The following is a 19,151-nucleotide window of genomic DNA, read 5'->3' as shown; positions in this document are numbered from 1 at the left end:
CGCTATCGGCCGTCTTCCTCGCCCGGCATCGGTGGCGTCGCTTCCGGCGACGGTTCAGCGGAATTGTCCGGGCTGCTCAAATCGATCGATCCAAAAATCTTGCGCAGGATTCCCGGCGCAATGGAGAACGGATTGATGTTCAGCGTCGGCTGACGCGGCGATCCGGTGATGTGATAATTGACCGCAAAGAGCCCTTCGTTCGTGCCGCCGGCGAAAAGACCGAAGAACGGAATTTTTGTGAAGAAATTGTTCACGTCATAGGCGGGCACGAAAGTGCCTTGCAGATCGACCCGGCCAGCGGCGAAATCGAGCCAACCATTCGCGGTGACACCAATTTGCGAGCCGTAGATGACACCGTCGCTGATATCGAGGCGGCTCTCGGCGCGCTGGAAGTTCACTTGTAGATGGCGAAATGGCACGGCATCCGGATCGAATTGCGGTGTACCGGCCTGTTCCGAATTCCGCGGTACGTTCTCAGTCACCAGTCGACGCAACGCCGGCTCGTCGGCGAGCACGAAATTGTTGACGACGAACGAGCCCGCCATCGCATCCTTGCCCAGTCGCATCGCAACATTGAGCGAACCGCCCTTCATATGTTTATAAAGATCGACAAACGCGAGCAGACCGCCGGCGTTATCGGTCGTCAGATCGAGCTGCGGCGACGGCGTACCGGCATGGTCGAGATGGCCTACGATCGTCGCGCGTCGGCCAAAACGGCCGGCAAGCGAGAATTGCTTGAGCGTCTGGCTGTCCTTGACGAGATGCAGGTCCACATTCGTCATCGCGACGTCATTGAAGCCGGTAAGCTTGTCCGCTTTCATCGCGACGTCGATATTGAGATCGGACGCGGTCTTCGCCAACACATGGGCGGCTGCCCGCGGCTTGGCCTTGTGCGGCGCAGCTTCCGCGCCGACGATCTCATCGGCATGCGACAACGTGAGTGTCTTCAAATATGGCCGGCCGTCAAAGGACGCGGCGCGGATGACGACCTTCACAGTGTCGCCGGTTTTCGAAAGATCGACGTGCGCATCGTCGCCGGGCGAGAGCCGAACCTGTGTCAGGTGCGCTGAAAATTGCGCGGGATCGTCGGGCGCGCCGATCTTGACGGCACCTTTGATCATCGCGCCGCCCGCATCGACGACGAGCGGATCAAGCGTCATCGTGTGATCATCCCCGACCGTGAGATCGAAGCTTGCTTTGCCGGGGCGGCCAGCCGCTTTGGTGATTCCAAGGCCGTCAATTTCAGCCTTCGCAAGATCGACATCGATCTGCGCCGTGAGCGGCCCCGTCGCGCCAAGCGGTGAGGTGATGTGCATACCGACTGGCCCGGAAAGGCCGGGCAGCATCGCGAGCCCCTGTTTGGCGCGCGCGGCATCGTCCATCGACATCGAGACGACGGCCTTGCCAATCGTCGCGCCAACCGGACGCGTGACGTCGATATCGGCCGTGCCCCCAAGGCAATGGCCTTTGCCCCAAGCGTGCAGACCGGCGTCGTTGACGGTGATCCTCAGCGTGGCGTCATTGAGATCCTGATTGCCCAAGAGCTTTTCAGCCGCGAATTGCGTCGCCGCCGCATCGACATTGAGCTTGAAGTCCTTCTTCGGATCTGATCCCGGCCCAAGCTTGAGATCGATCCCCAGCATGCCATCGATATTGCCTTTGAGTCGGCTGGGGTCGACGGGCAGCGAGACGAAGGGCTTCAGCGCGTCGAGTTTGAGCAATGCGCCCACCGCCTCGATATTGCCGGCGACACGGCCCGAAAACTGCGCCGGTGTCGGCCTGATCTCCGCATGCTGGATATGGAAACTGCCATTTGAAAGCGCGAGCGTTCCGGTCGAGCCCACCTGCATGGTGCCGGTCGACGCAGTGAATGTCGACGTACGCCCCGTGATATGAGCCGCACCCTCGACGTTCTCGAGCGGCGGCACGCCCTTGAGGAAAGTCAGCTTGCCGCGTGAAACCGTGAAATCGATTGCCAGGGCGGGATCTGGCGGCGGATATTGATGGCGCATGTGATCGATCATCGCGCCGTCGTAATTCATGCGCAGCGTGCCGTGTTCGATCGTGCCACCCTCGACATGCGCAAGGAACCATGAGCGGATATCTGCCGCCATGAACGATGGCCAGAGCCGCATAACGACCGTCGCTGGCGTCGGCGAGAGCGACGCTCCGAGGCTCATATGCGCGCCGTTCTTCCAATCGACCACACCGGCCATGGCGAAGCCATTATTTGGCCCGCTGAAGGCGAAACGATCGATATTGAAAACCTTGTCTTCGAGCGCGAGGCGGCCTTGGAAACCGATGTGATCGAAGTAGACTTTGTCCTCGCCGGGACGCTCGGCGCCGTAGATGCCGCGTCGCGAATTGGCGAAATTGACGAGCCACGCATCTCCCTCGCGAACCGGCGGCGTAACCGCGCCGTGCATCGCGAGATCTGTATCGCCGGTTTTCAGCCGCGCGCCATCGATGATGATCCTGCGTTGTGTGCCGTCCCAATGAAACGCCGCATCGATCGTATCGATCAACCTCGGCTCATCGTTTGGATCGTCGAAGCGCAGGTAGCCGGGATCGAAATGAACCTTGCCATCAACATCGGTCAATTGGCCTTTGGCGTCGAGCGCCACGGTCAGGTGGCTCGACACCGGCATGTCGAAATCCGCGCCGATGTCACGCGCACCGCTGACAAGCGAGAGTTCGTCGATGGTGATGTTCTTGAAATCGAAATCGAGTCTGCGATCTGAATTTGGCCGTCCCGCAGCGCGCGCCGAAATTGACCAGGGCCCATTCGGTCCCTGTGCAGAAAGATCGAAATTCGTACCGCCCCCGGCTTTCTCGAGGGAGAGGTGCAAACCGTCGTAATGTTTCGTCTCATTGTTCAGCTTGTCGTCGATGACAAACCGGCCCTCTGAGATCGCGACGCGATCGATCGCCGCGATCGGCCCGCTCGGGCGCGTCGCTGCATCGATGAGAAGACGCATCGCGGCGGCAATACGCTTCATGGCAAGCGAGCGTTGGCGCGCCATGCCCGGCGTTCCCGGCAAAACGGGAGCGCTGGGCACTGTGGCGGACACAGGCGGCGTCATCGCCGCGCCGAGCGAGCCGGATAGCGGTAGCATCTGCTGCGAGCCATTGGCGGCTGAAACAGCCAGCGATCCATCCGGCAAAAGGATAAGCCGTACCTCGATACCGAAGACTTCGAGACGCTTCGGCACCACCTTGCCATACAGCAGCGAGATGAGATCGACCGAAACTTCGGCGCGAGGCGCCGTGATGATCGTGGCGCCGCCGCGGCTGATCAGGGTCAGGTTTTCGATCGAAAGCGTCGGCCCGAGACCATGCGTTGTGACGGATACCGTGCCAAGTTTGACGGCGTAGGCCGGGCCGATCCTGGCATTCAGCGCATTGGCGATACGGGTGCCAAGGCCGCCGATCGCAATCGGCCCCTTCGCCTCGTAAATAACGAAAGAACCGACCGCGAGAACGACGATCAGCACCAGGCCCGTGATCGAGCCGACGAGACGCTGGGTGAGCCAGACCAGAAGCGTGAATTGCGGACGGAGCGGACTGCGCAGCAAGGCCGGCGGGCGCATATCGCGTTCGGCCGGGGGAAATTCCCCCGCCCGGCGCACGCCGCCGCCAATATCGTCGCTATGATCGACCAAACCGCGGTGGCCCTTTGGCAACAGGCTGAACTGGAAAGCCGATTCGTACTCGAATATACATGGCTTGTCGAAGACCGACATGGTCGCGACAGGGCCCGGCTCGCTCAAGCGTTTGCCGTTTAATGAGACGAAAGGAAGGCGGAGATGGGCAAGAAACTTGCCCTCGGCGATAAAGCCCCGGATTTCAAACTCCCGGACGATTCAGGCGGGATAAAAAGCCTGAAATCCTTCGCCGGCCAGAGCCTGGTGCTTTATTTCTACCCCAAGGACGATACGACCGGCTGCACCAAAGAAGCCATTGATTTCAATGGGCTGAAGGGCGCCTTCGCGACCGAAGGCGCGGCCATTGTCGGCGTTTCGCCGGATTCGACCGCCAATCACACCAAGTTCAAGACCAAGCACAAGCTTGATATCGAGCTGATCTCCGATGAATCCAAAGCCATGCTCGAAGCCTACGGCGTCTGGACGGAAAAGAGCCTTTATGGGCGCAAATATATGGGCGTCGAACGGACGACCTATCTGATCTCCCCGGACGGCAAAATCGCCAATATCTGGCACAAGGTCAAAGTCCCCGGCCACGCCGCTGCCGTTTTGGCTGCGGCGCAAGCGCTTGCGAAAAGCTGAGCGGCTTCAAGGAATATTAACCTTAACGATGTGTGCTCAAGGCCTCTTCTCGCTCTGGGTTGGGTTCGTTGATGCATCCCCGTCACCGTCAGGTCGGCCACAAACCGCACGGCAATCGATTCATTTTGACATTCGCCTACCATGCGCACGCGCGCACGCTGGCGATTCCGCGGTTTGCCGCGTTTCTGATCTTTGTCCTGGTGCCGATCGCGGCCGTGATCTATCTTGGCGCCACCTGCTATTTCATTTTTCACGACGACGTGCTGGCGCGGCTGATGCAACGCCAAGCCGACATGCAATACGCCTATGAAGATCGCATTGCGGCGCTGCGGCGCGATGTGGGTAACGCCCAACGCCGCGCCGATGCCGCAGCCGCCGACTTTGCTTCGCGGCTTGTCGCATTGTCGCAGAGACAGGATCAGGTTGAGACTCGCACGGCGCTGATCGCCGTCTTCGCCGACCACGAGAAGCAGATGCAATTGCCTGCCGGAACAGGCGACACGGCACCCGACGAGGTCAATCCCGCGCCGACGTCCGCGCTGTCCTCACCTTCCGCAGCGGCAGCGCCCGTCGTCGCGCCGGAACCGGACGACGGCAAGCCGCATCCGGTGGATTTCGATCTGAGGCTGCGCGATCATCCTCATCCGGTGCCCCTGCCTTTCAGTACAGGCAATGCGTCGCCGGATGACGGCAGCACGCCAATCTCCTCGGATAGCCAGGCGCATGCGCTTGCCGCGCGTTATATCCATTCCGATGCCGTTGATCTCGCCTTGCTGAATGATTTGGCGGCGCGGCCAGCACAATTGAATCATGACGTGCGCGCAACGCTCGCGACGCTCGGCCTGTCAGCAAGTCGCTTTCATATCAGGGCGGCGAAACTTTCGGTGGACACAGGCGTCGGCGGCCCTTTCGTGCCGCTGCCGGTTATGACCGACGGCTCGCGTTTCGCCGATGAGGCGGCCCAATTACAAAATGCCCTCGCAACGGCGGAAGATCTCAAATCCGTCCTGCCGCGTATTCCGCTCAACGCACCACTGCCCGGCGATCTAGAAGTGACATCACCGTTTGGCCCGCGCATCGATCCCTTCCTCGGTCGCCCGGCCCTGCACACCGGCGTCGATCTGCGCGGCGCCTATGGCGACGCCGTCCGCGCCACCGCGCCGGGGCACGTGACGTTTGCGGGCTCTATGGGCGGTTATGGCAATCTCGTCGAAGTTGACAATGGCAACGGCCTTGCGACGCGTTATGCGCATCTGTCGAGTATCGACGTGACGCAAGGTGAGGCCGTCTCGACCGGTTCGATCGTCGGTCATATTGGCGATACTGGCCGTGCCACAGGCCCGCACCTTCATTACGAGGTTCGCATCGACGGCCAACCCGTCGATCCCGAGCGTTTTCTCCGCGCCGGCGCCACGCTTCCGACCGCGTTGAAATTCTAGCGCCGCTAAAAACGGACAGTCGCGCTGCGTCTAATACCAGCGGCCCGAGGGGATGACTCGGGTGGGGATTCCCAAGGGTGCGAAATTCTGATTCGATCGGCGACGGTGGAATTGGAGGCGTGTGATGGCTGGGATTGCAGTGACTCGTCTGGATTTGTCAGCGTCTGAGCTGCGGCAGGCGTCAGCGCGATCGAAGAACGCGGCGGCCGCACGGCGGATGGCTGGCGCTGGCGCTGGTGATGGAAGGGGCGGATCGAACGACAGCAGCGCGCAATTGTGGGATGGATCGGCAGACGCTGCGCGATTGGGTTCATCGGTATAATTCGGACGGACTTGCCGGCCTGGAAAACAAGATCCCGCCGGGCCGCTCATCGAGGCTGACGGCTGAGCAGAAGCAAGGCTTGATCGCGTTGGTGGAGGCGGGTCCGCAGGCCGGCAAAGACAAAGTCGTGCGGTGGCGGCGCGCTGATTTGCGGGATCGGCTTAAGCAGGATTTCGGGCTCGTCTTGCACGAACGCACGGTTGGAAAGCTTCTCGACGCACTTGGCTATCGCCGGCTTTCGGTACGTCCATTCAACCCCAAGGCGGACCCGGCCGCGCAGGAGGTTTTTAAAAAGAGTTCGCAGCCAATGTAGCCGCGGCTTTACCCGAACACGCGCGCGGTAAGCCGATCGAGATCTGGATGCAGGACGAAGCGCGGGTCGGACAACAAGGCACACTGACGCGGGTCTGGGCAAAGCGCGGCAGCCGTCCGCCTGCACCACGCGATCAGCGCAGGATCTGGGCCTATATCCTGGGTGCGGCGTGTCCGGCGAAGCGAGAGGCGGTGGGCGCGGTGCTGCCCTTTCTCAACGCTCGGTCTGTCTCGGTCCACCTCGATCTTATTGGTCGCAAAGTTGCGGACGACGCCCACGCGGTCCTGGTTCTCGACGGGGCCGGATTTCACATCGCAAAAGATTTGAATGTTCCGGCAAATATGACGCTGATGAAGCTTCCAGCCTATTCGCCCGAATTGAACCCGATTGAAAATGTCTGGGAATATCTGCGCGGCAACAAGCTTTCGAATACGGTGTACGAAACCTACGACGAGATCGTATCTACGTGCTGCGACGCCTGAACCTTCTTTGCCAACGATCCCGAACGGGTGGCCTCGATAACCACCCGGTCATGGGCAACGGTCAAAACCTAGGGCCGTTGGTATAAGAATAAGCTCCGTCCCTACATTACAGACTCAACCGACCCTGCTCTCGGCTCGGGAACTCCTCCTATTTGCTTCGGGAACTCCTGAACCTATCAGCGATTGGATAGGCGGAAATAAAACAGGAGGAACAACATGAGATATCTCGTTATTGCAGCGGCTCTGTCGCTTGTTTCGCCCGGCGTCGGCTTCGCGCAGACCAGCGCGCCGAGCACCAACCCAAGCGCGCATTCGCAGCCGGCAACGTCGCCAAATCAGCCGGCCGGCTCCGGCATGATGGAACAAGGTCAGGGTAAGCCATGTTCAACCCAGGCGAGCGGCACCAGCGACCGGAACGGCGGCAACGAAAAGGCCGCATCATCGTCCGGCGGTAGCGACAGCAATCCGAACGGTAAGGTCTCGTCCGGGGCTTGCTGATAAAGCCGAAAATTGATCACGATTATGTTAGAGGACGGCGCGGGCATTACTGGGAGGTAAGAGCAGATATTCTTGCAAATCTGCGTTGACAGAAGGCGATTCTTATACAACTTATGCGTGTGTCGCTTCTGCTTACGCTTCCGGAGTCCATATGGTCAGCCAAAAACCTTCGCGTACGCGACGGCTAAGTGACTGTTTGAAAAGACAACTTTGAGTTGTATTTACAAATTATTGCTCGCAATGAGCGTTGCTTGCGGACCTTAAGCTAGAACGCGTAAAGTTGGAGCAACACTAATATTCCAAAGGCTCCGGTGATAAGCGTTATTGCGATGGCCGAGATAGGAAACCACGGGATAGAGGAGATTCCTTGGCCTTCACTTTCGGCCGCTTCAAAAATTTCGGATTGGGCGAATTTACTTTTTATAGGAAGTTTAGTCATTGGGGTCGTTTCGACGATCATGATAGTTTGGATGGCGGGAGTTAAGGAACGCCACTGGGATATTGCTCGCAAGCAAGCAGATTTAGAAATCGCGGGACTGCAGACCGAAATTGCGCACGCCAACGCCCGAGCCTTGGAAGCCAAGCTGGCATTGGAAAAATACAAAGCGTGGCGATCTCTCGATCATGAAGCACAAACGAGGATAAGCAACCTTTTGAAACCCTTTGCGGGTGTTTCGTTTGACTTTTCCGCATCTCCAACCGCAGAGCCACAAGCTTTAATGATGCAAATTGCCTCTGCATTAGAAAATGCGGGTTGGGTTTGGCAAACGAATAAAAAGGCCGGAGGAATTGCGCTTACAACTCCGGGTAAACCAAATTCTGCGATCAACACAGGCTTTGTCGGTTTGGCGGCAGAAATAGACGTATCTAAAACCGACGCTTGGGAGCCCGCTTTAGTAGCGCTAATCCAAGCGTTCGCCGCCGAAGGATTAGCGCTAAGAGGCAATATTGCAAATGACGGATCGGCGACGCCTGACGCGATCCACATATATGTCGGCGTTAAGCAGTAGGGCGACTCCTCGATTCATTGAGAGCATTGCGCCTGCTTGCGCTGAGCCTCGATTTTGTCCATGCCAAAAGTGATAATGTAGCCAAAGTAACGCTGCTTATTGGTGAGAACGACGAGTTCTTTTTCTTCAACACCCCGGGCTCGACATTCCTCGTTTTCGGCTATGAGATCGATTAGCCGTCGTTCGGTCGGTTCATCCATCTCAATTTCAAGCCGCGCTTCTTTAACCTTGCAGAGGTTCTCTAGGGTAGCGGGAGTATCTTCGATTTTGGCCGCTAGAGCAGTGAATCTTCGACATAGGCCATCATGCACCAATGCCTTCTTGTCGAAACCGAACACCAAGTCCAGTGTGGACGATATCGCGACGATTGCGGTCAGCGCCAATGCGACGCGCGGCGCCCAAGCGAGCACCGCCACGAAACCACTCGTCCCACTTATCGCAGTTGCGGCGGTCGAATAATCATGCGCGGCTTGATAGAACGCACGCATTTTGGCGTGATACCGCCGCGATTTATTTATCGCGAACGACGCGTCGTAGAAACCGTCGTCATCCCAACTCATTTGCCCTTCGGGCGTGGTGGCTTCTGCCAATCCGTAACACTCTGCTCTTTTGGTTTCTGAATAGAATGGTCATGAACCATTCCGCCTTCGCGATGGCGAGGTTTATCATTGCTGTCCTTTCGGACGAGCGGTTCCTTGGAGGGCTGTTGCGGCGGCTTGCCCGACTGATCTTTTTGGTCTTTTGACATAATTCACCCTGAGCTTGAGCGGGCGGCTATTGTGTCCAAGCTTTCAATGTCGAGTCAATTGGCATAGAGCCGTATCGGCGAGTTCCCACAAAGTAATAAGCTGCGTATTATTTACAACTAGCCAGAAGCCAACCACTTGGCTGGCACACCTTCCCACTGATTGAATTCTCTGGGCGCGAGCCTGTTAAGCATCAGACGGATCGCGGCTAGTCGGATCATGAAGCGGCTGTGCTGGGTCAGCCGCTCGTAGTCTATGGTCAGCCGCCGGTAGTCGTAGATCCACGAGAACGTGCGCTCGACCACCCAGCGTTGCGACACCGGGATGAACTTCTTGAACCGCTGCGCCAAGTTCTTCGCGGTTATCACCTTCGCCTGAAATTCCTTCTTCACCCAGTCGCTGAAATTCCGTGCGATGTAGGAGCCGTCAGCGTAGAGCTTCTTCAAAGTGCGGCCTTTAAAGAGTCGCTTGACGTGGCGCAGCACGCGCCGACCGCCGTTCAAGTCGTGGACGTTGGCTGCCGTTACCGAGATTGCGACCGGCAGGCCGAGCGAGTCCACCACCAGGTGGCGCTTACGTCCCTTGACCCGCTTGCCGCCGTCATAGCCGCGCTCGCCGCCCATCTTGCCGGTCTTCACGCTTTGGCTGTCGAGCACCAGAGTGCTCGGGTAGCGGCTGCGACCTTCGGCCTTGCGAACCGCGAAATAGAGCTTGCGCTGAATCTTGCGCAGTACGCCCTTGCGACCCCAATCGACAAAATAGCCGTAGACCGTCCGCCAGTGCGGAAACTCGGACGGCAAAAGCCGCCAGTGGCAGCCTGTCTTCACGACATACATCACCGCATCGACGACGCGCCGAACGCTAGTCGTGCGCGGGCGACCGCCCTCCTTGGCGACAGGAATCAGCGGCTCGATCAAGAGCCACTGGTCGTCAGTGATGTCGGTATCGTATCCCAAATTGCTGCCAAATCAGAACAAAACAGAAACATATCAGCCTATTCTGCCTAGCATAAGCATCGCTGAAAGTCAACAGTCTAGCTCCAGTTACTCCTTATATATCAATAACTTGGAGCTTGGCTATTGCTTTTTAGCGCCGATCAGCTATAGTACTTATCGGCGTGTGATAGCGCTTGAAAAAACCGAGGTCGCCCTTGTCGGGTGGCCTGCTCAATACAACACCCGGCTTTGCCAGGAGTGAGCGCTCGCGCTCACTCTGATGGGGAACAAGCAGGGCGTGTTTACCTCGGTTTCCACGCTATCACCCGCCCGGCGCCAGGAGCGCCGGAACGCGGTCGCTCGTGATAGAGCGGAAAAGCTGGGGGATAACATGACGTTGGTCAAAGCCCATTTCAGGAAGGTCAAAACGAAGACCAGCACAAAAACCAAGATTGTTCAGCCTCACCCTTCTAGAAAGAACACAACTCCGAAGAAGCCGCCGAAGCGAAAGAAGTGAGGACCGAACATGGTCCGTCTCTTCCTCACCGCCGCCACCATGTGGTTCGTTTTTCTGATCGGCGGAATGATCGCCGAGCACCAGAGCTTTCAAGAATCGCTCAAACCCGCAACTGTAATCGCGCTGCTGATCCTGTGCGTTCCCTTCCTTCCAAGGATGTAGCGATGTGGCGCGTCGCCTACCGAAATCAGTACGAAAATTCCAATGATCCCTGGCCGAGGTCTTTCCTCGGCTGGGGAATTTGGCTCGTCTTCTTCATGCCAGGATCAATCGCTCTCTGGCTCAACTATTACTATCCGAGACGTGGACAAGTCTGGACGAGCGGCCGACAAGCCCAAAACAAAATCGTCACCGTGCTCGCCACGCTCGGCATCTACTTTTCCATCACGATTATGCTGCTGTTCTTCGTGGCCATGGGGCAGAGCAACCATCCAACGGGGATTCCCAAATGACGACGCCTATCATCATCAAGGGTACCAAGCCCAAGAAGGGCGAGCGCATGACTGACGGCACGGGCTGGCGGCTTGTCGCAACGAAAGGCAAGAAGCGCGTGTTCGTCGGCACGCTCTTGGCGACCGTCAACAAGGAGAAGACCCGCCTCGCGATTTTCAGCGTGCCAAAGTAGCTATTTGTACTTGAGCTTCACTATGGCCGTTTGACGAATGCCTCCTAGATAGAATCTGCCGGTGGTTGAGCACCGGCAGATTCTTACTCAAACAATGGAGGATATCATCCCCACACATGACTTGATGACCCGTTTCCTGTTGGAGATGTACTGCCCTAGCAGGCTGCTGAAAAACCCTCTTCCTTTGCGGGGCTGATCGTGATTCCATTTCGTTGGGAGACAGCAGCATGCGCGGCAGTGACGAAGGTTCGGGACAGCTTTTCAGTTATGTTGATCTGGAGGCGCGGGTGCGCCGTGATCATCCGTTGCGAGTGATCCGCGCGATCGCCAACGAGGCGCTCGGAGCCCTGGCGGCGGATTTCGCGGCGCTCTATTCGAAGGTCGGCCGTCCGTCGATCCCGCCGGAACGGCTGCTGCGGGCGATGCTGTTGCAGGCTTTCTATTCAGTTCGCTCGGAACGCCAGTTGATGGAGCGATTGGATACCGACTTGCTGTTTCGTTGGTTTGTCGGGCTCGCCATTGACGATCCGGTGTGGGATGCGACGGTGTTTTCCAAGAACCGCGATCGTCTGCTCGATGGGGCGATCGCCGCGAAGTTCCTCGCCGCCGTGCTGGCCCAGCCGCGCGTCAAAAGGCTGATCTCGTCGGATCATTTCTCCGTCGATGGCACGCTGATCGAGGCTTGGGCCTCGATGAAAAGCTTCAAGCCGAAGGACGATTCAGGGGATCAGCCGCCGTCAGGTCCTGGCCGCAACGCCGAGGCGGATTTCAAGGGTGAGAAGCGCTCGAACGAGACACATGCCTCGACCACTGACCCCGAGGCCCGACTTTATCGCAAGGGGCCGGGCATGGAAGCAAAACTCGCTTTCCTCGGCCACGCCTTGATGGAGAACCGTTGCGGCCTCATCGTCGATGCCTGTCTCACGCCCGCCAACGGCCATGGCGAACGCATCGCGGCGCTGGCCATGATCGAGCCGCGCGCCGATCGGCCAAAAGCCATCACGCTCGGCGCCGACAAGGGTTATGACGCGGCCGATTTCGTCAATGAACTGCGAACCATGAATGTGCGTCCGCACATCGCGCAAAATATCAGCGGCCGGCGTTCAACCATCGACCGGCGAACAACGCGCCATCAGGCCTATTCGGCGAGCCAGCGCATTCGTAAACGGATCGAGGAGGCCTTTGGTTGGATGAAGACCATCGCCGGGCAGCGCAAGACAAAGTTTCGCGGCGTCGATCGCGTGGGCTGGGCCTTCGCCTTCGCCGCCGCAGCCTACAACCTCGTCAGACTACCGAAATTGATTGAGGAGATGACACCATGATGCCACCTAAGGCCCCGCTCGTCACGGCAGCGTCCTACGCGCCATCGCCCAGGCCATTTTCCGAAATGCGTCAGCAAGCCTGGCCGCGCCTGAAGCACGACAATTTTCAGCAGCCTGCTAGGGCCATCAAGGTTTTCCAACAGGCCGTTCGCCGCCCCTTGCTTGACGCCATCTATTTCAAGATGGCCGAGACAAAGGACAAAAAGTAATTCAACGAGGGAGGCACGCGGGAGCGTGACCTCCCCTTCGTCACTTGTGGAACAGAACAAAGAGCAATCGCTAGGAGGTTAATCGGCTACTAAAGTAGCATCTCGCCTACAAAGGAACTCATTCATGGCTAGATCGACCGAAACACCTCGCAAGTACCTCTTTACCCTCAGATACCTGCGATTCAGCGCCACGATGCCTCCGCGCATAATCGGCGACCATCGGATCGTGGCCGAGCGCGAAGACGCTGCCAAGTCTGAGGCTATTCGGCTCGCGCCTCTGAACGAGAAATCCAACGGCTTCCGCCTCATGCGCGGTATGCACCAGATAATGGAGTGCAGATTGCCGGAAGCGGAAGCCTGCTGACATTCGCGCCATGAGAGTCATTTTCTAATAGACAACTGGACGTTGTCTTTTCAAACAGTCTCTAAAATCGGCTGCATCCGACGGACGCAAAAAAAACGCCCGCGCCGACTCTTCAAGATGTCTCCCAGCAGCATGCCGCGCATGTCGCCGAATATATCGCCAACATGTCGGCTGAACTTGCGAAAATGGCTGGTGACGCACAGCTTAGTACACTCAACTATTTTCTGGATATCGCGCGCGCCGAGGCAGAATCGCAAATTTATAAATTTAATTCGCCGCCAAACTGATGAGGTCGCCGCCGGTGCGTGTCAGGCGCCCCGATAGTTCGAGCTCCATCAGGATCGCGCGCGTTTCCCGCATCGATAAATTCGCGACGCGCGCCAATTCGTCGATGGACACTGGCGCGGGACCGAGCAGAGCGACCAAGCGCGCCTGCGTACTATCGTCCTGATGCGTTTGACGTATGCGATGATCTGCATCGGCCTCGTCAATAAAGCTATTTGGCGGTCGCGGCACATCGGGCAGATCGAGTTCGTCCCATAAAGGCTCGTCCTCCAAAGGACGGCCCGGATTCTCCGATAAAAAATGAGTGCGCACGGGATCGGGCAATCTGCCGCGCCAGGCCTTCAACCACGTCATCCGCGCAAGTGCAGAGCGTTGCGCCATTGCGGATGAGATCATTGGTGCCCTCGGCACGCGGATCGAGCGGCGAACCTGGCACCGCGAAAATTTCGCGGCCCTGCTCTGCCGCGAAACGCGCGGTAATAAGCGACCCCGACCGGTGCGCCGCCTCGACAATGACGACGCCGTTTGCGAGCCCGGAGATGATTCGGTTACGGCGCGGAAAATCGCGGCCACGCGCCTCCCATCCAAAAGGCATCTCACTGACCGCCGCGCCATTACCAAGCAAAGATTCAAGAATGGGCGCGTGATTAGCCGGATAGATTCGATCAAGCCCACCGGCGAGAACGGCGATGGTGCCGCTCTCGCGGCTTATCTGGTGCGCGCGAATGTCGATGCCGCGCGCGAGACCCGAGACGATAACAAAGCCGGCATCCGCTAGGCCACGCGTGAGCCGCTCGGCAAAGGCAAGACCCGCGGCGGAGGCATTGCGCGAGCCGACGATGGCGACAGCCGGCCGCTGGAAAACGGGCAGATGTCCGCGCACGGCGATGAGTGGCGGCGCTGCATCGATATTGGCGAGATGCGACGAATATTCCGCTTCGCCCATCGCAACGAATCGCGCGCCTGATCGTGCGGCCGCGTCGAATTCGCGTTCGATGTTTTCGACCGAGGCGATTTTGGCCAGCCGGCCGCGCGGCATCAGCCGCGGAAGGGCCGCAAGCGCCGCGCTGGCACCGCCATAGCGACGAAGCAGTGCCCAGAAGGTTCGCGGCCCGATATTTTCACTGTGCCACAGTCGCAGCCAATCGAAGCGCTGCGTGTCAGATAATTTGGTGGCGCCAGCGCTCATGCCTTATCGCCAAAAGGCTTCGACCCGCCAATCTTGGATTCGGTGCCTGCGGCAAGCCGCGCGATATTGGCGCGATGCATGTACCAGAGCAGCAACGTCAGGAACACATAGAGGATGGCAACATCGCGCCGCCCATCGATCAATAGCGCGATCGGCGTTGCCGCGCTGGCCGTGAGCGCAGCGGCAGAAGAATAGCGTGTCGCCGCAGCGACCGCGAGCCAGAGCGCAACAAAGACCAAAGCAACGTGCCAGTCGAGGCCAAAAAGGCAACCGAGGAACGTCGCGACGCCCTTGCCGCCGCGAAAACCGAGCCAGACCGGGAAGACATGGCCGAGAAAAGCTCCGGCCGCGGCGAAGAGCGGCGGCAGACCGGGCGCAAAAGCGCCGACAATCAAGACCGCGGCGAGCCCTTTCAGCGCATCGAGCAACAGCGTCGCCGCAGCGAGATCCTTGCGCCCGGTGCGTAGCACATTCGTTGCACCGATATTGCCGGAGCCGAGGCTGCGCAAATCTGCGGTCCCGGCGAGGCGCGTCAGCAAAAGTCCGAATGGAATTGTGCCGCAGAAATAGCCGAAGATCAGCGCAACGACAGAATTCAACACGGCGATCCCACCCCGAAAACGTGCGCGTCAAACTAGCCGGACAGCACCAGCGCGGCAACCGGCGCCCGCACTAGATATGCTCGACATTGAGAATTCCGGGAATTGCCTTCAAAGTCGATGCGACCTGTGCGTTCGACGGATATTTTCCGGGGAGCTTTATTTCGACCTCACCCGAATCCGTCACCAGCATCAGCGAGACTTCGCCATCACCTCGGCCGTTGAGACCACGCGCGATCGATGGCAGCGGCGCAATATCGCGCAGAAATATCCGCAGACCTTTCTGGTGACGGCTGGCGGCCTGATCCAGAGGTTCGACCGAAACGATACGCGCGCGCACGTCCTCGCCCTCGACATTGGCTTGCAGCGCGACCAGGACGGCGGCACCTTTCTCCAGCAATTCGCGATATTGATTGAGCCCCTCCTGAAACAGGATGGCTTCATATTGGCCGGATTGATCCGACAATTGCACGATACCCATTTTGTTGCCGGATTTTGTGCGCCGCTCCTGCCGATCGAGCACGACGGCGGCAAGGCGGTCCGCCGCCGAAGCGCCCAGCTTCACGGAGCGGGCGAAATCGCTCCAGCGGCGCACGCGCAGCCGCGCCAGCACGGAATCATAAGCATCGAGCGGATGGCCGGATAGAAAGAAGCCGACGGATTCGAATTCGCGCCGCAACCGCTCGGCCAACGACCAGCCTTCGACCTTGACGCCTGCGAGCGGATCGGGACGCAAAGCGTCAAAGAGACCGGATTGACCGGCGGCGCGTTCGTCCTCGCGGCGATGCGCCAACGCCAAAATCGGTTCGATCGCGCCGGCGACCCGCGCCCGGTCGGCAAAGAGCGTATCGAAGGCGCCGGCCGCAACAAGGCACTCCAACATACGTTTGTTCAGATCGCGCGCCGAAATCCGCTCGGCGAAATCGGCAAGATCAGCAAAAGGCCGCGCGACGCGCGACGCGACGAGAGCCGCGGCCTGGCCGTCGCCGACGCCTTTGATTGCGGACAGCGCATAGAGGATCGAAAGGCTGTCACCCGCATTCGCCGCGACTTCGAAATCGACACCAGAGCGATTGACCGATGGCGGCTCGATCTTGATGCCGATGCGGCGCGCCTCATTGCTGAATTCCGCCAGCTTGTCGGTCGAGCCCTTATCCAACGTCATCGACGCGGCAAGAAATTCGACCGGATGATTGGCTTTGAAATAGGCCGTCTGATAGGCGAGCAAGGCATAGGCCGCCGCATGGCTCTTGTTGAAGCCGTAGTCAGCAAATTTCGCGAGCAGATCGAAGATTTCGTTGGCTTGTTGTTTGCCAAGACCGCGCTCGATCGCACCGCCGACGAAGCGGCTGCGCTGCGCGTCCATCTCCGACTTGATCTTTTTGCCCATCGCGCGGCGCAGAAGATCGGCTTCGCCCAGCGAATAGCCCGACAGGATCTGCGCGATCTGCATCACCTGCTCTTGGTAGATGATGACGCCAAACGTCTCCTTCAGGACCGGCTCGATCTTTGGATGAATGTAATTTGCCGGTTCGTCGCCGAGCTTCACCGCACAATAGGTCGGGATATTGGCCATCGGGCCTGGACGATAGAGCGCGACAAGCGCGATCAGATCCTCGAAACGGTCGGCGCGCATTTCGACCAGCGCCTTGCGCATGCCGGCGCTTTCAACCTGGAACACACCGATTGTTTCGCCGCGCCGTAACATCTCGTAGGTCGGGGCGTCATCGAGCGGAATTTCAGCGAGGTCGATGGCAATGCCGCGCTGCGCCAACAGCCGCACTGTCTTGTCGAGGACGGTGAGCGTCTTGAGGCCGAGAAAGTCGAACTTCACGAGCCCCGCCGGCTCGACCCATTTCATGTTGAACTGCGTCGCCGGCATATCGGACTTGGGGTCGCGATAGAGAGGCACGAGTTCTTCAAGCGGCCTGTCGCCGATGACGATGCCGGCGGCATGAGTTGAGGCATTGGAATAAAGACCTTCCAGCGTCTCGGCGATTTTAAGCATCCGCGCGACACGCGGCTCAGCCTCGGCGGCTTCGCGCAGGCGCGGCTCGGATTCGATGGCCTGTTTCAGACTGACCGGCGCAGCAGGGTTTTGCGGCACGAGCTTGGCGAGCTTGTCCACCTGACCCAGCGGCATTTCCAGAACCCGGCCGACATTGCGCATGACGCCGCGCGCCAGGAACGAGCCGAATGTGATGATCTGCGCGACCCGGTCGGAACCATAGCGATCGCGCACGTAGCGGATAACTTCGTCGCGCCGGTCCTGACAGAAATCGATGTCGAAATCCGGCATCGACACGCGCTCAGGATTGAGAAAGCGCTCGAACAGAAGACCGAAGCGCAACGGATCAAGATCGGTGATGGTAAGTGCATAAGCGACAAGCGAGCCGGCGCCGGACCCGCGTCCCGGCCCGACCGGAATGCCATTCTGCTTGGCGTATTTGATGAAGTCCGCAACGATCAGGAAATAGCCCGGAAACCGCATCTTGATGATGACATCGAGTTCGAACGCGAGTCGCGCACGATAATCAGCTTCGCTGAGGCCGGGCGTCGTTCCGTGTTTGGCGAGCCGCGCTTCTAGCCCCGCCTCCGCTTGATGAACGAGTTCCGCGGCTTCGTCCTCGCCATCGCCTGCCGCATTGGAGAAGCGCGGCAGAATCGGCTTGCGGGTCAAGGGACGATAGGCACAGCGCAGCGCAGCCTCGACGCTGTTCGTCAAAGCTTCCGGCAAATCGGCAAAAGCGAGAGCCATTTCCGCCCGCGTCTTGAAACGATGCTCCGGCGAAAGTTGCCGGCGCTCCGGCGCGCCGATGACGGTGCCCTCGGCGATACAGAGCAACGCGTCATGCGCCTCATAATCACCGACGCCGGCAAAATACGGCTCATTGCTCGCGATGAGCGGCAGAGAATGGCGGTAGGCCAGATCGATCAGTTGCGGCTCGGCTTCGCGTTCGGGCGCCAAACCGTGGCGCTGCAATTCGACGTAAAGCCGGCCGCCGAAACACGCCTGCAGAACGTCGAGCCGATGCTCGGCGGCTTCGGGACGCCCAAACGCGAAGCAGCGGTCGAGGGTGCCATCAGGGCCGCCAGTCAAGGCAAGCAGGCCCGCTGTTCGCGCCGCGAGCATTGCCACAGGCAAATGCGGTAGATCACCAGGCTCAGGGTGCAGCCATGCCTGCGAGCCCAGATGCATCAGATTACGGTAGCCCGTCTCGTCCTGTGCCAGGAGGACGATCTCGGCTCGGCCGGCGGCGGTTTCGCCCCCGCGCGATGCGAGCCGGGCCCCGTCGCCGAAATCCAGCGTCAGTTCTATGCCAATGATCGGCTGGACGCCCTCCTTGGCGAGTTTTTCGGAGAATTCCAGCGCACCAAAAAGATTGTTGCTGTCAGTGATCGCCAGCGCTGGCATAGCGTCGGCAATGGCGAGCTTGGCCAATCTGGCAATCGAAAGCGCCCCTTCGCGCAGGGAGAAGGCGCTATGGACGTGAAGGTGCACAAAGCCGACGGTTGCGGCGACGGACGCAAATCCCGGAGCCGGGCTCACAAGTCCCGGCTGGCCCAACCCGCCCGCACCATCAGCGAAAGAAACGTCCAAAATTCGCCTCCGGCCTTAAAATGCGGCTCGTTCGAGCCCGCCAATATCGCAGTTTAGTCGGGGACGATCCAATCCGCGCGTGCCAATGGCGTCTCTCAACAATTTTTCAGGCAGCGCCGACGCTTCGCGCGACAATTGCGATCAGGACGACCAGACAACTCAGGGATACAAGTTCGGCGGCATCTGAGAGAAAAGCAAACATACGCAAACTCCAGGAACGCTTTATGTTCGCTTAATATTCACTTTTTGTTCTTACGTCAAGGGGGGGGGATAAAAAGCCGTCCTCGGGGGTCTATCGATAAAGTTGTACTATCATTGGCTTATATGAAGCACACGTTTTGTTCTTGTTCTATCCCTTTGTTAATTATGGGGAAATCACGAAACCTTTAAGGAACTTTTCAGAAAATGT

General features: G+C 58.9%; 16 protein-coding genes and 1 pseudogene. 10 read left to right on the top strand and 7 right to left on the bottom strand.

The features are described from left to right. Positions 1-2 precede the first annotated feature (2 nt). Positions 3-3,770 carry a DUF3971 domain-containing protein gene (locus tag WDN02_RS14015; protein WP_337294079.1) on the bottom strand — a complete coding sequence of 1,256 codons (3,768 nt, stop codon included), beginning with the start codon at positions 3,768-3,770 and terminating at the stop codon, positions 3-5. A 36-nt stretch (positions 3,771-3,806) separates the two neighbouring features. Here WDN02_RS14015 and WDN02_RS14010 point away from each other — a divergent pair, with 36 nt between their 5' ends. From WDN02_RS14010 to WDN02_RS13990, 5 genes and pseudogenes are all read left to right on the top strand, one after another. Then, a complete protein-coding gene (locus tag WDN02_RS14010; RefSeq protein ID WP_337294078.1) occupies positions 3,807-4,286 on the top strand; it encodes a peroxiredoxin in 480 nt (159 codons plus the stop codon). A 71-nt stretch (positions 4,287-4,357) separates the two neighbouring features. Continuing rightward, positions 4,358-5,725 carry a M23 family metallopeptidase gene (locus tag WDN02_RS14005; protein ID WP_337294077.1) on the top strand — a complete coding sequence of 456 codons (1,368 nt, stop codon included), beginning with the start codon at positions 4,358-4,360 and terminating at the stop codon, positions 5,723-5,725. A gap of 124 nt (positions 5,726-5,849) precedes the next feature. Continuing rightward, positions 5,850-6,914: pseudogene (locus WDN02_RS14000) on the top strand (IS630 family transposase). 144 nt (positions 6,915-7,058) lie between these two features. Further along, entirely contained in the window at positions 7,059-7,340 is a 282-nt protein-coding gene (locus tag WDN02_RS13995; protein WP_337294076.1) for a hypothetical protein, read from the top strand. A gap of 329 nt (positions 7,341-7,669) precedes the next feature. Then, positions 7,670-8,350, top strand: a complete 681-nt coding sequence (locus WDN02_RS13990; protein ID WP_337294075.1) for a hypothetical protein — start codon at positions 7,670-7,672, stop codon at positions 8,348-8,350. Positions 8,351-8,364: 14 nt separating this feature from the next. On the opposite strand, the gene WDN02_RS13985 is transcribed toward WDN02_RS13990, so the two are convergent. After that, positions 8,365-8,940: a hypothetical protein gene (locus tag WDN02_RS13985; RefSeq protein WP_337294074.1), complete on the bottom strand. Its 576-nt coding sequence runs from the start codon at positions 8,938-8,940 to the stop codon at positions 8,365-8,367. A 275-nt stretch (positions 8,941-9,215) separates the two neighbouring features. Next, positions 9,216-10,052: an IS5 family transposase gene (locus WDN02_RS13980; RefSeq protein WP_337294073.1), complete on the bottom strand. Its 837-nt coding sequence runs from the start codon at positions 10,050-10,052 to the stop codon at positions 9,216-9,218. A gap of 505 nt (positions 10,053-10,557) precedes the next feature. Here WDN02_RS13980 and WDN02_RS13975 point away from each other — a divergent pair. The 5 genes from WDN02_RS13975 (at position 10,558) to WDN02_RS13955 (ending at position 12,704) form a co-directional block, all read left to right on the top strand. Continuing rightward, on the top strand, positions 10,558-10,710 hold the full coding sequence (locus WDN02_RS13975; protein ID WP_337294072.1) for a hypothetical protein: 153 nt from the start codon (positions 10,558-10,560) through the stop codon (positions 10,708-10,710). A gap of 2 nt (positions 10,711-10,712) precedes the next feature. Next, on the top strand, positions 10,713-11,000 hold the full coding sequence (locus WDN02_RS13970) for a hypothetical protein (RefSeq protein ID WP_337294071.1): 288 nt from the start codon (positions 10,713-10,715) through the stop codon (positions 10,998-11,000). Next, complete coding sequence (locus WDN02_RS13965) at positions 10,997-11,173, top strand: hypothetical protein (protein ID WP_337294070.1); 177 nt, start codon at positions 10,997-10,999, stop codon at positions 11,171-11,173. The genes WDN02_RS13970 and WDN02_RS13965 overlap by 4 nt, the downstream gene beginning before the upstream one ends. 227 nt (positions 11,174-11,400) lie before the next feature. Continuing rightward, positions 11,401-12,495, top strand: coding sequence for an IS5 family transposase (locus WDN02_RS13960; RefSeq protein WP_337293870.1), 1,095 nt, complete (start codon positions 11,401-11,403; stop codon positions 12,493-12,495). After that, a complete protein-coding gene (locus tag WDN02_RS13955) occupies positions 12,492-12,704 on the top strand; it encodes a hypothetical protein (protein WP_337294069.1) in 213 nt (70 codons plus the stop codon). Before WDN02_RS13960 ends, WDN02_RS13955 begins: the two co-directional genes overlap by 4 nt. A 631-nt stretch (positions 12,705-13,335) precedes the next feature. On the opposite strand, the gene WDN02_RS13950 is transcribed toward WDN02_RS13955, so the two are convergent. The 4 genes from WDN02_RS13950 to dnaE all read right to left on the bottom strand — a co-directional run bounded on the left by WDN02_RS13950 (position 13,336) and on the right by dnaE (position 18,691). Next, entirely contained in the window at positions 13,336-13,494 is a 159-nt protein-coding gene (locus tag WDN02_RS13950) for a hypothetical protein (protein ID WP_337294068.1), read from the bottom strand. Positions 13,495-13,564: 70 nt separating this feature from the next. Further along, entirely contained in the window at positions 13,565-14,542 is a 978-nt protein-coding gene (dprA, locus tag WDN02_RS13945) for a DNA-processing protein DprA (protein ID WP_337294067.1), read from the bottom strand. Further along, positions 14,539-15,141: a glycerol-3-phosphate 1-O-acyltransferase PlsY gene (gene plsY / locus WDN02_RS13940; RefSeq protein WP_337294066.1), complete on the bottom strand. Its 603-nt coding sequence runs from the start codon at positions 15,139-15,141 to the stop codon at positions 14,539-14,541. The genes dprA and plsY overlap by 4 nt, the downstream gene beginning before the upstream one ends. A 73-nt stretch (positions 15,142-15,214) precedes the next feature. After that, on the bottom strand, positions 15,215-18,691 hold the full coding sequence (gene dnaE / locus WDN02_RS13935) for a DNA polymerase III subunit alpha (RefSeq protein WP_337294947.1): 3,477 nt from the start codon (positions 18,689-18,691) through the stop codon (positions 15,215-15,217). Positions 18,692-19,151 lie beyond the last annotated feature (460 nt).

This window comes from Methylovirgula sp. (assembly GCF_037200945.1).
In the GTDB taxonomy this organism is placed as follows: domain Bacteria; phylum Pseudomonadota; class Alphaproteobacteria; order Rhizobiales; family Beijerinckiaceae; genus Methylovirgula.
Note: the sequence above shows the minus strand (reverse complement) of the source record. Positions and strands in the feature narration are given on the sequence as shown.

Coding starts and splice junctions, on each gene's coding strand:
- WDN02_RS13995 (WP_337294076.1), top strand. CDS start 7,059: ATGAGATATCTCGTTATTGCAGCGGCTCTGTCGCTTGTTTCGCCCGGC.
- WDN02_RS13965 (WP_337294070.1), top strand. CDS start 10,997: ATGACGACGCCTATCATCATCAAGGGTACCAAGCCCAAGAAGGGCGAG.
- WDN02_RS14010 (WP_337294078.1), top strand. CDS start 3,807: ATGGGCAAGAAACTTGCCCTCGGCGATAAAGCCCCGGATTTCAAACTC.
- WDN02_RS14005 (WP_337294077.1), top strand. CDS start 4,358: ATGCATCCCCGTCACCGTCAGGTCGGCCACAAACCGCACGGCAATCGA.
- WDN02_RS13960 (WP_337293870.1), top strand. CDS start 11,401: ATGCGCGGCAGTGACGAAGGTTCGGGACAGCTTTTCAGTTATGTTGAT.
- WDN02_RS13975 (WP_337294072.1), top strand. CDS start 10,558: ATGGTCCGTCTCTTCCTCACCGCCGCCACCATGTGGTTCGTTTTTCTG.
- WDN02_RS13955 (WP_337294069.1), top strand. CDS start 12,492: ATGATGCCACCTAAGGCCCCGCTCGTCACGGCAGCGTCCTACGCGCCA.
- WDN02_RS13970 (WP_337294071.1), top strand. CDS start 10,713: ATGTGGCGCGTCGCCTACCGAAATCAGTACGAAAATTCCAATGATCCC.
- dprA (WP_337294067.1), bottom strand. CDS start 14,542: ATGAGCGCTGGCGCCACCAAATTATCTGACACGCAGCGCTTCGATTGG.
- WDN02_RS13990 (WP_337294075.1), top strand. CDS start 7,670: ATGGCCGAGATAGGAAACCACGGGATAGAGGAGATTCCTTGGCCTTCA.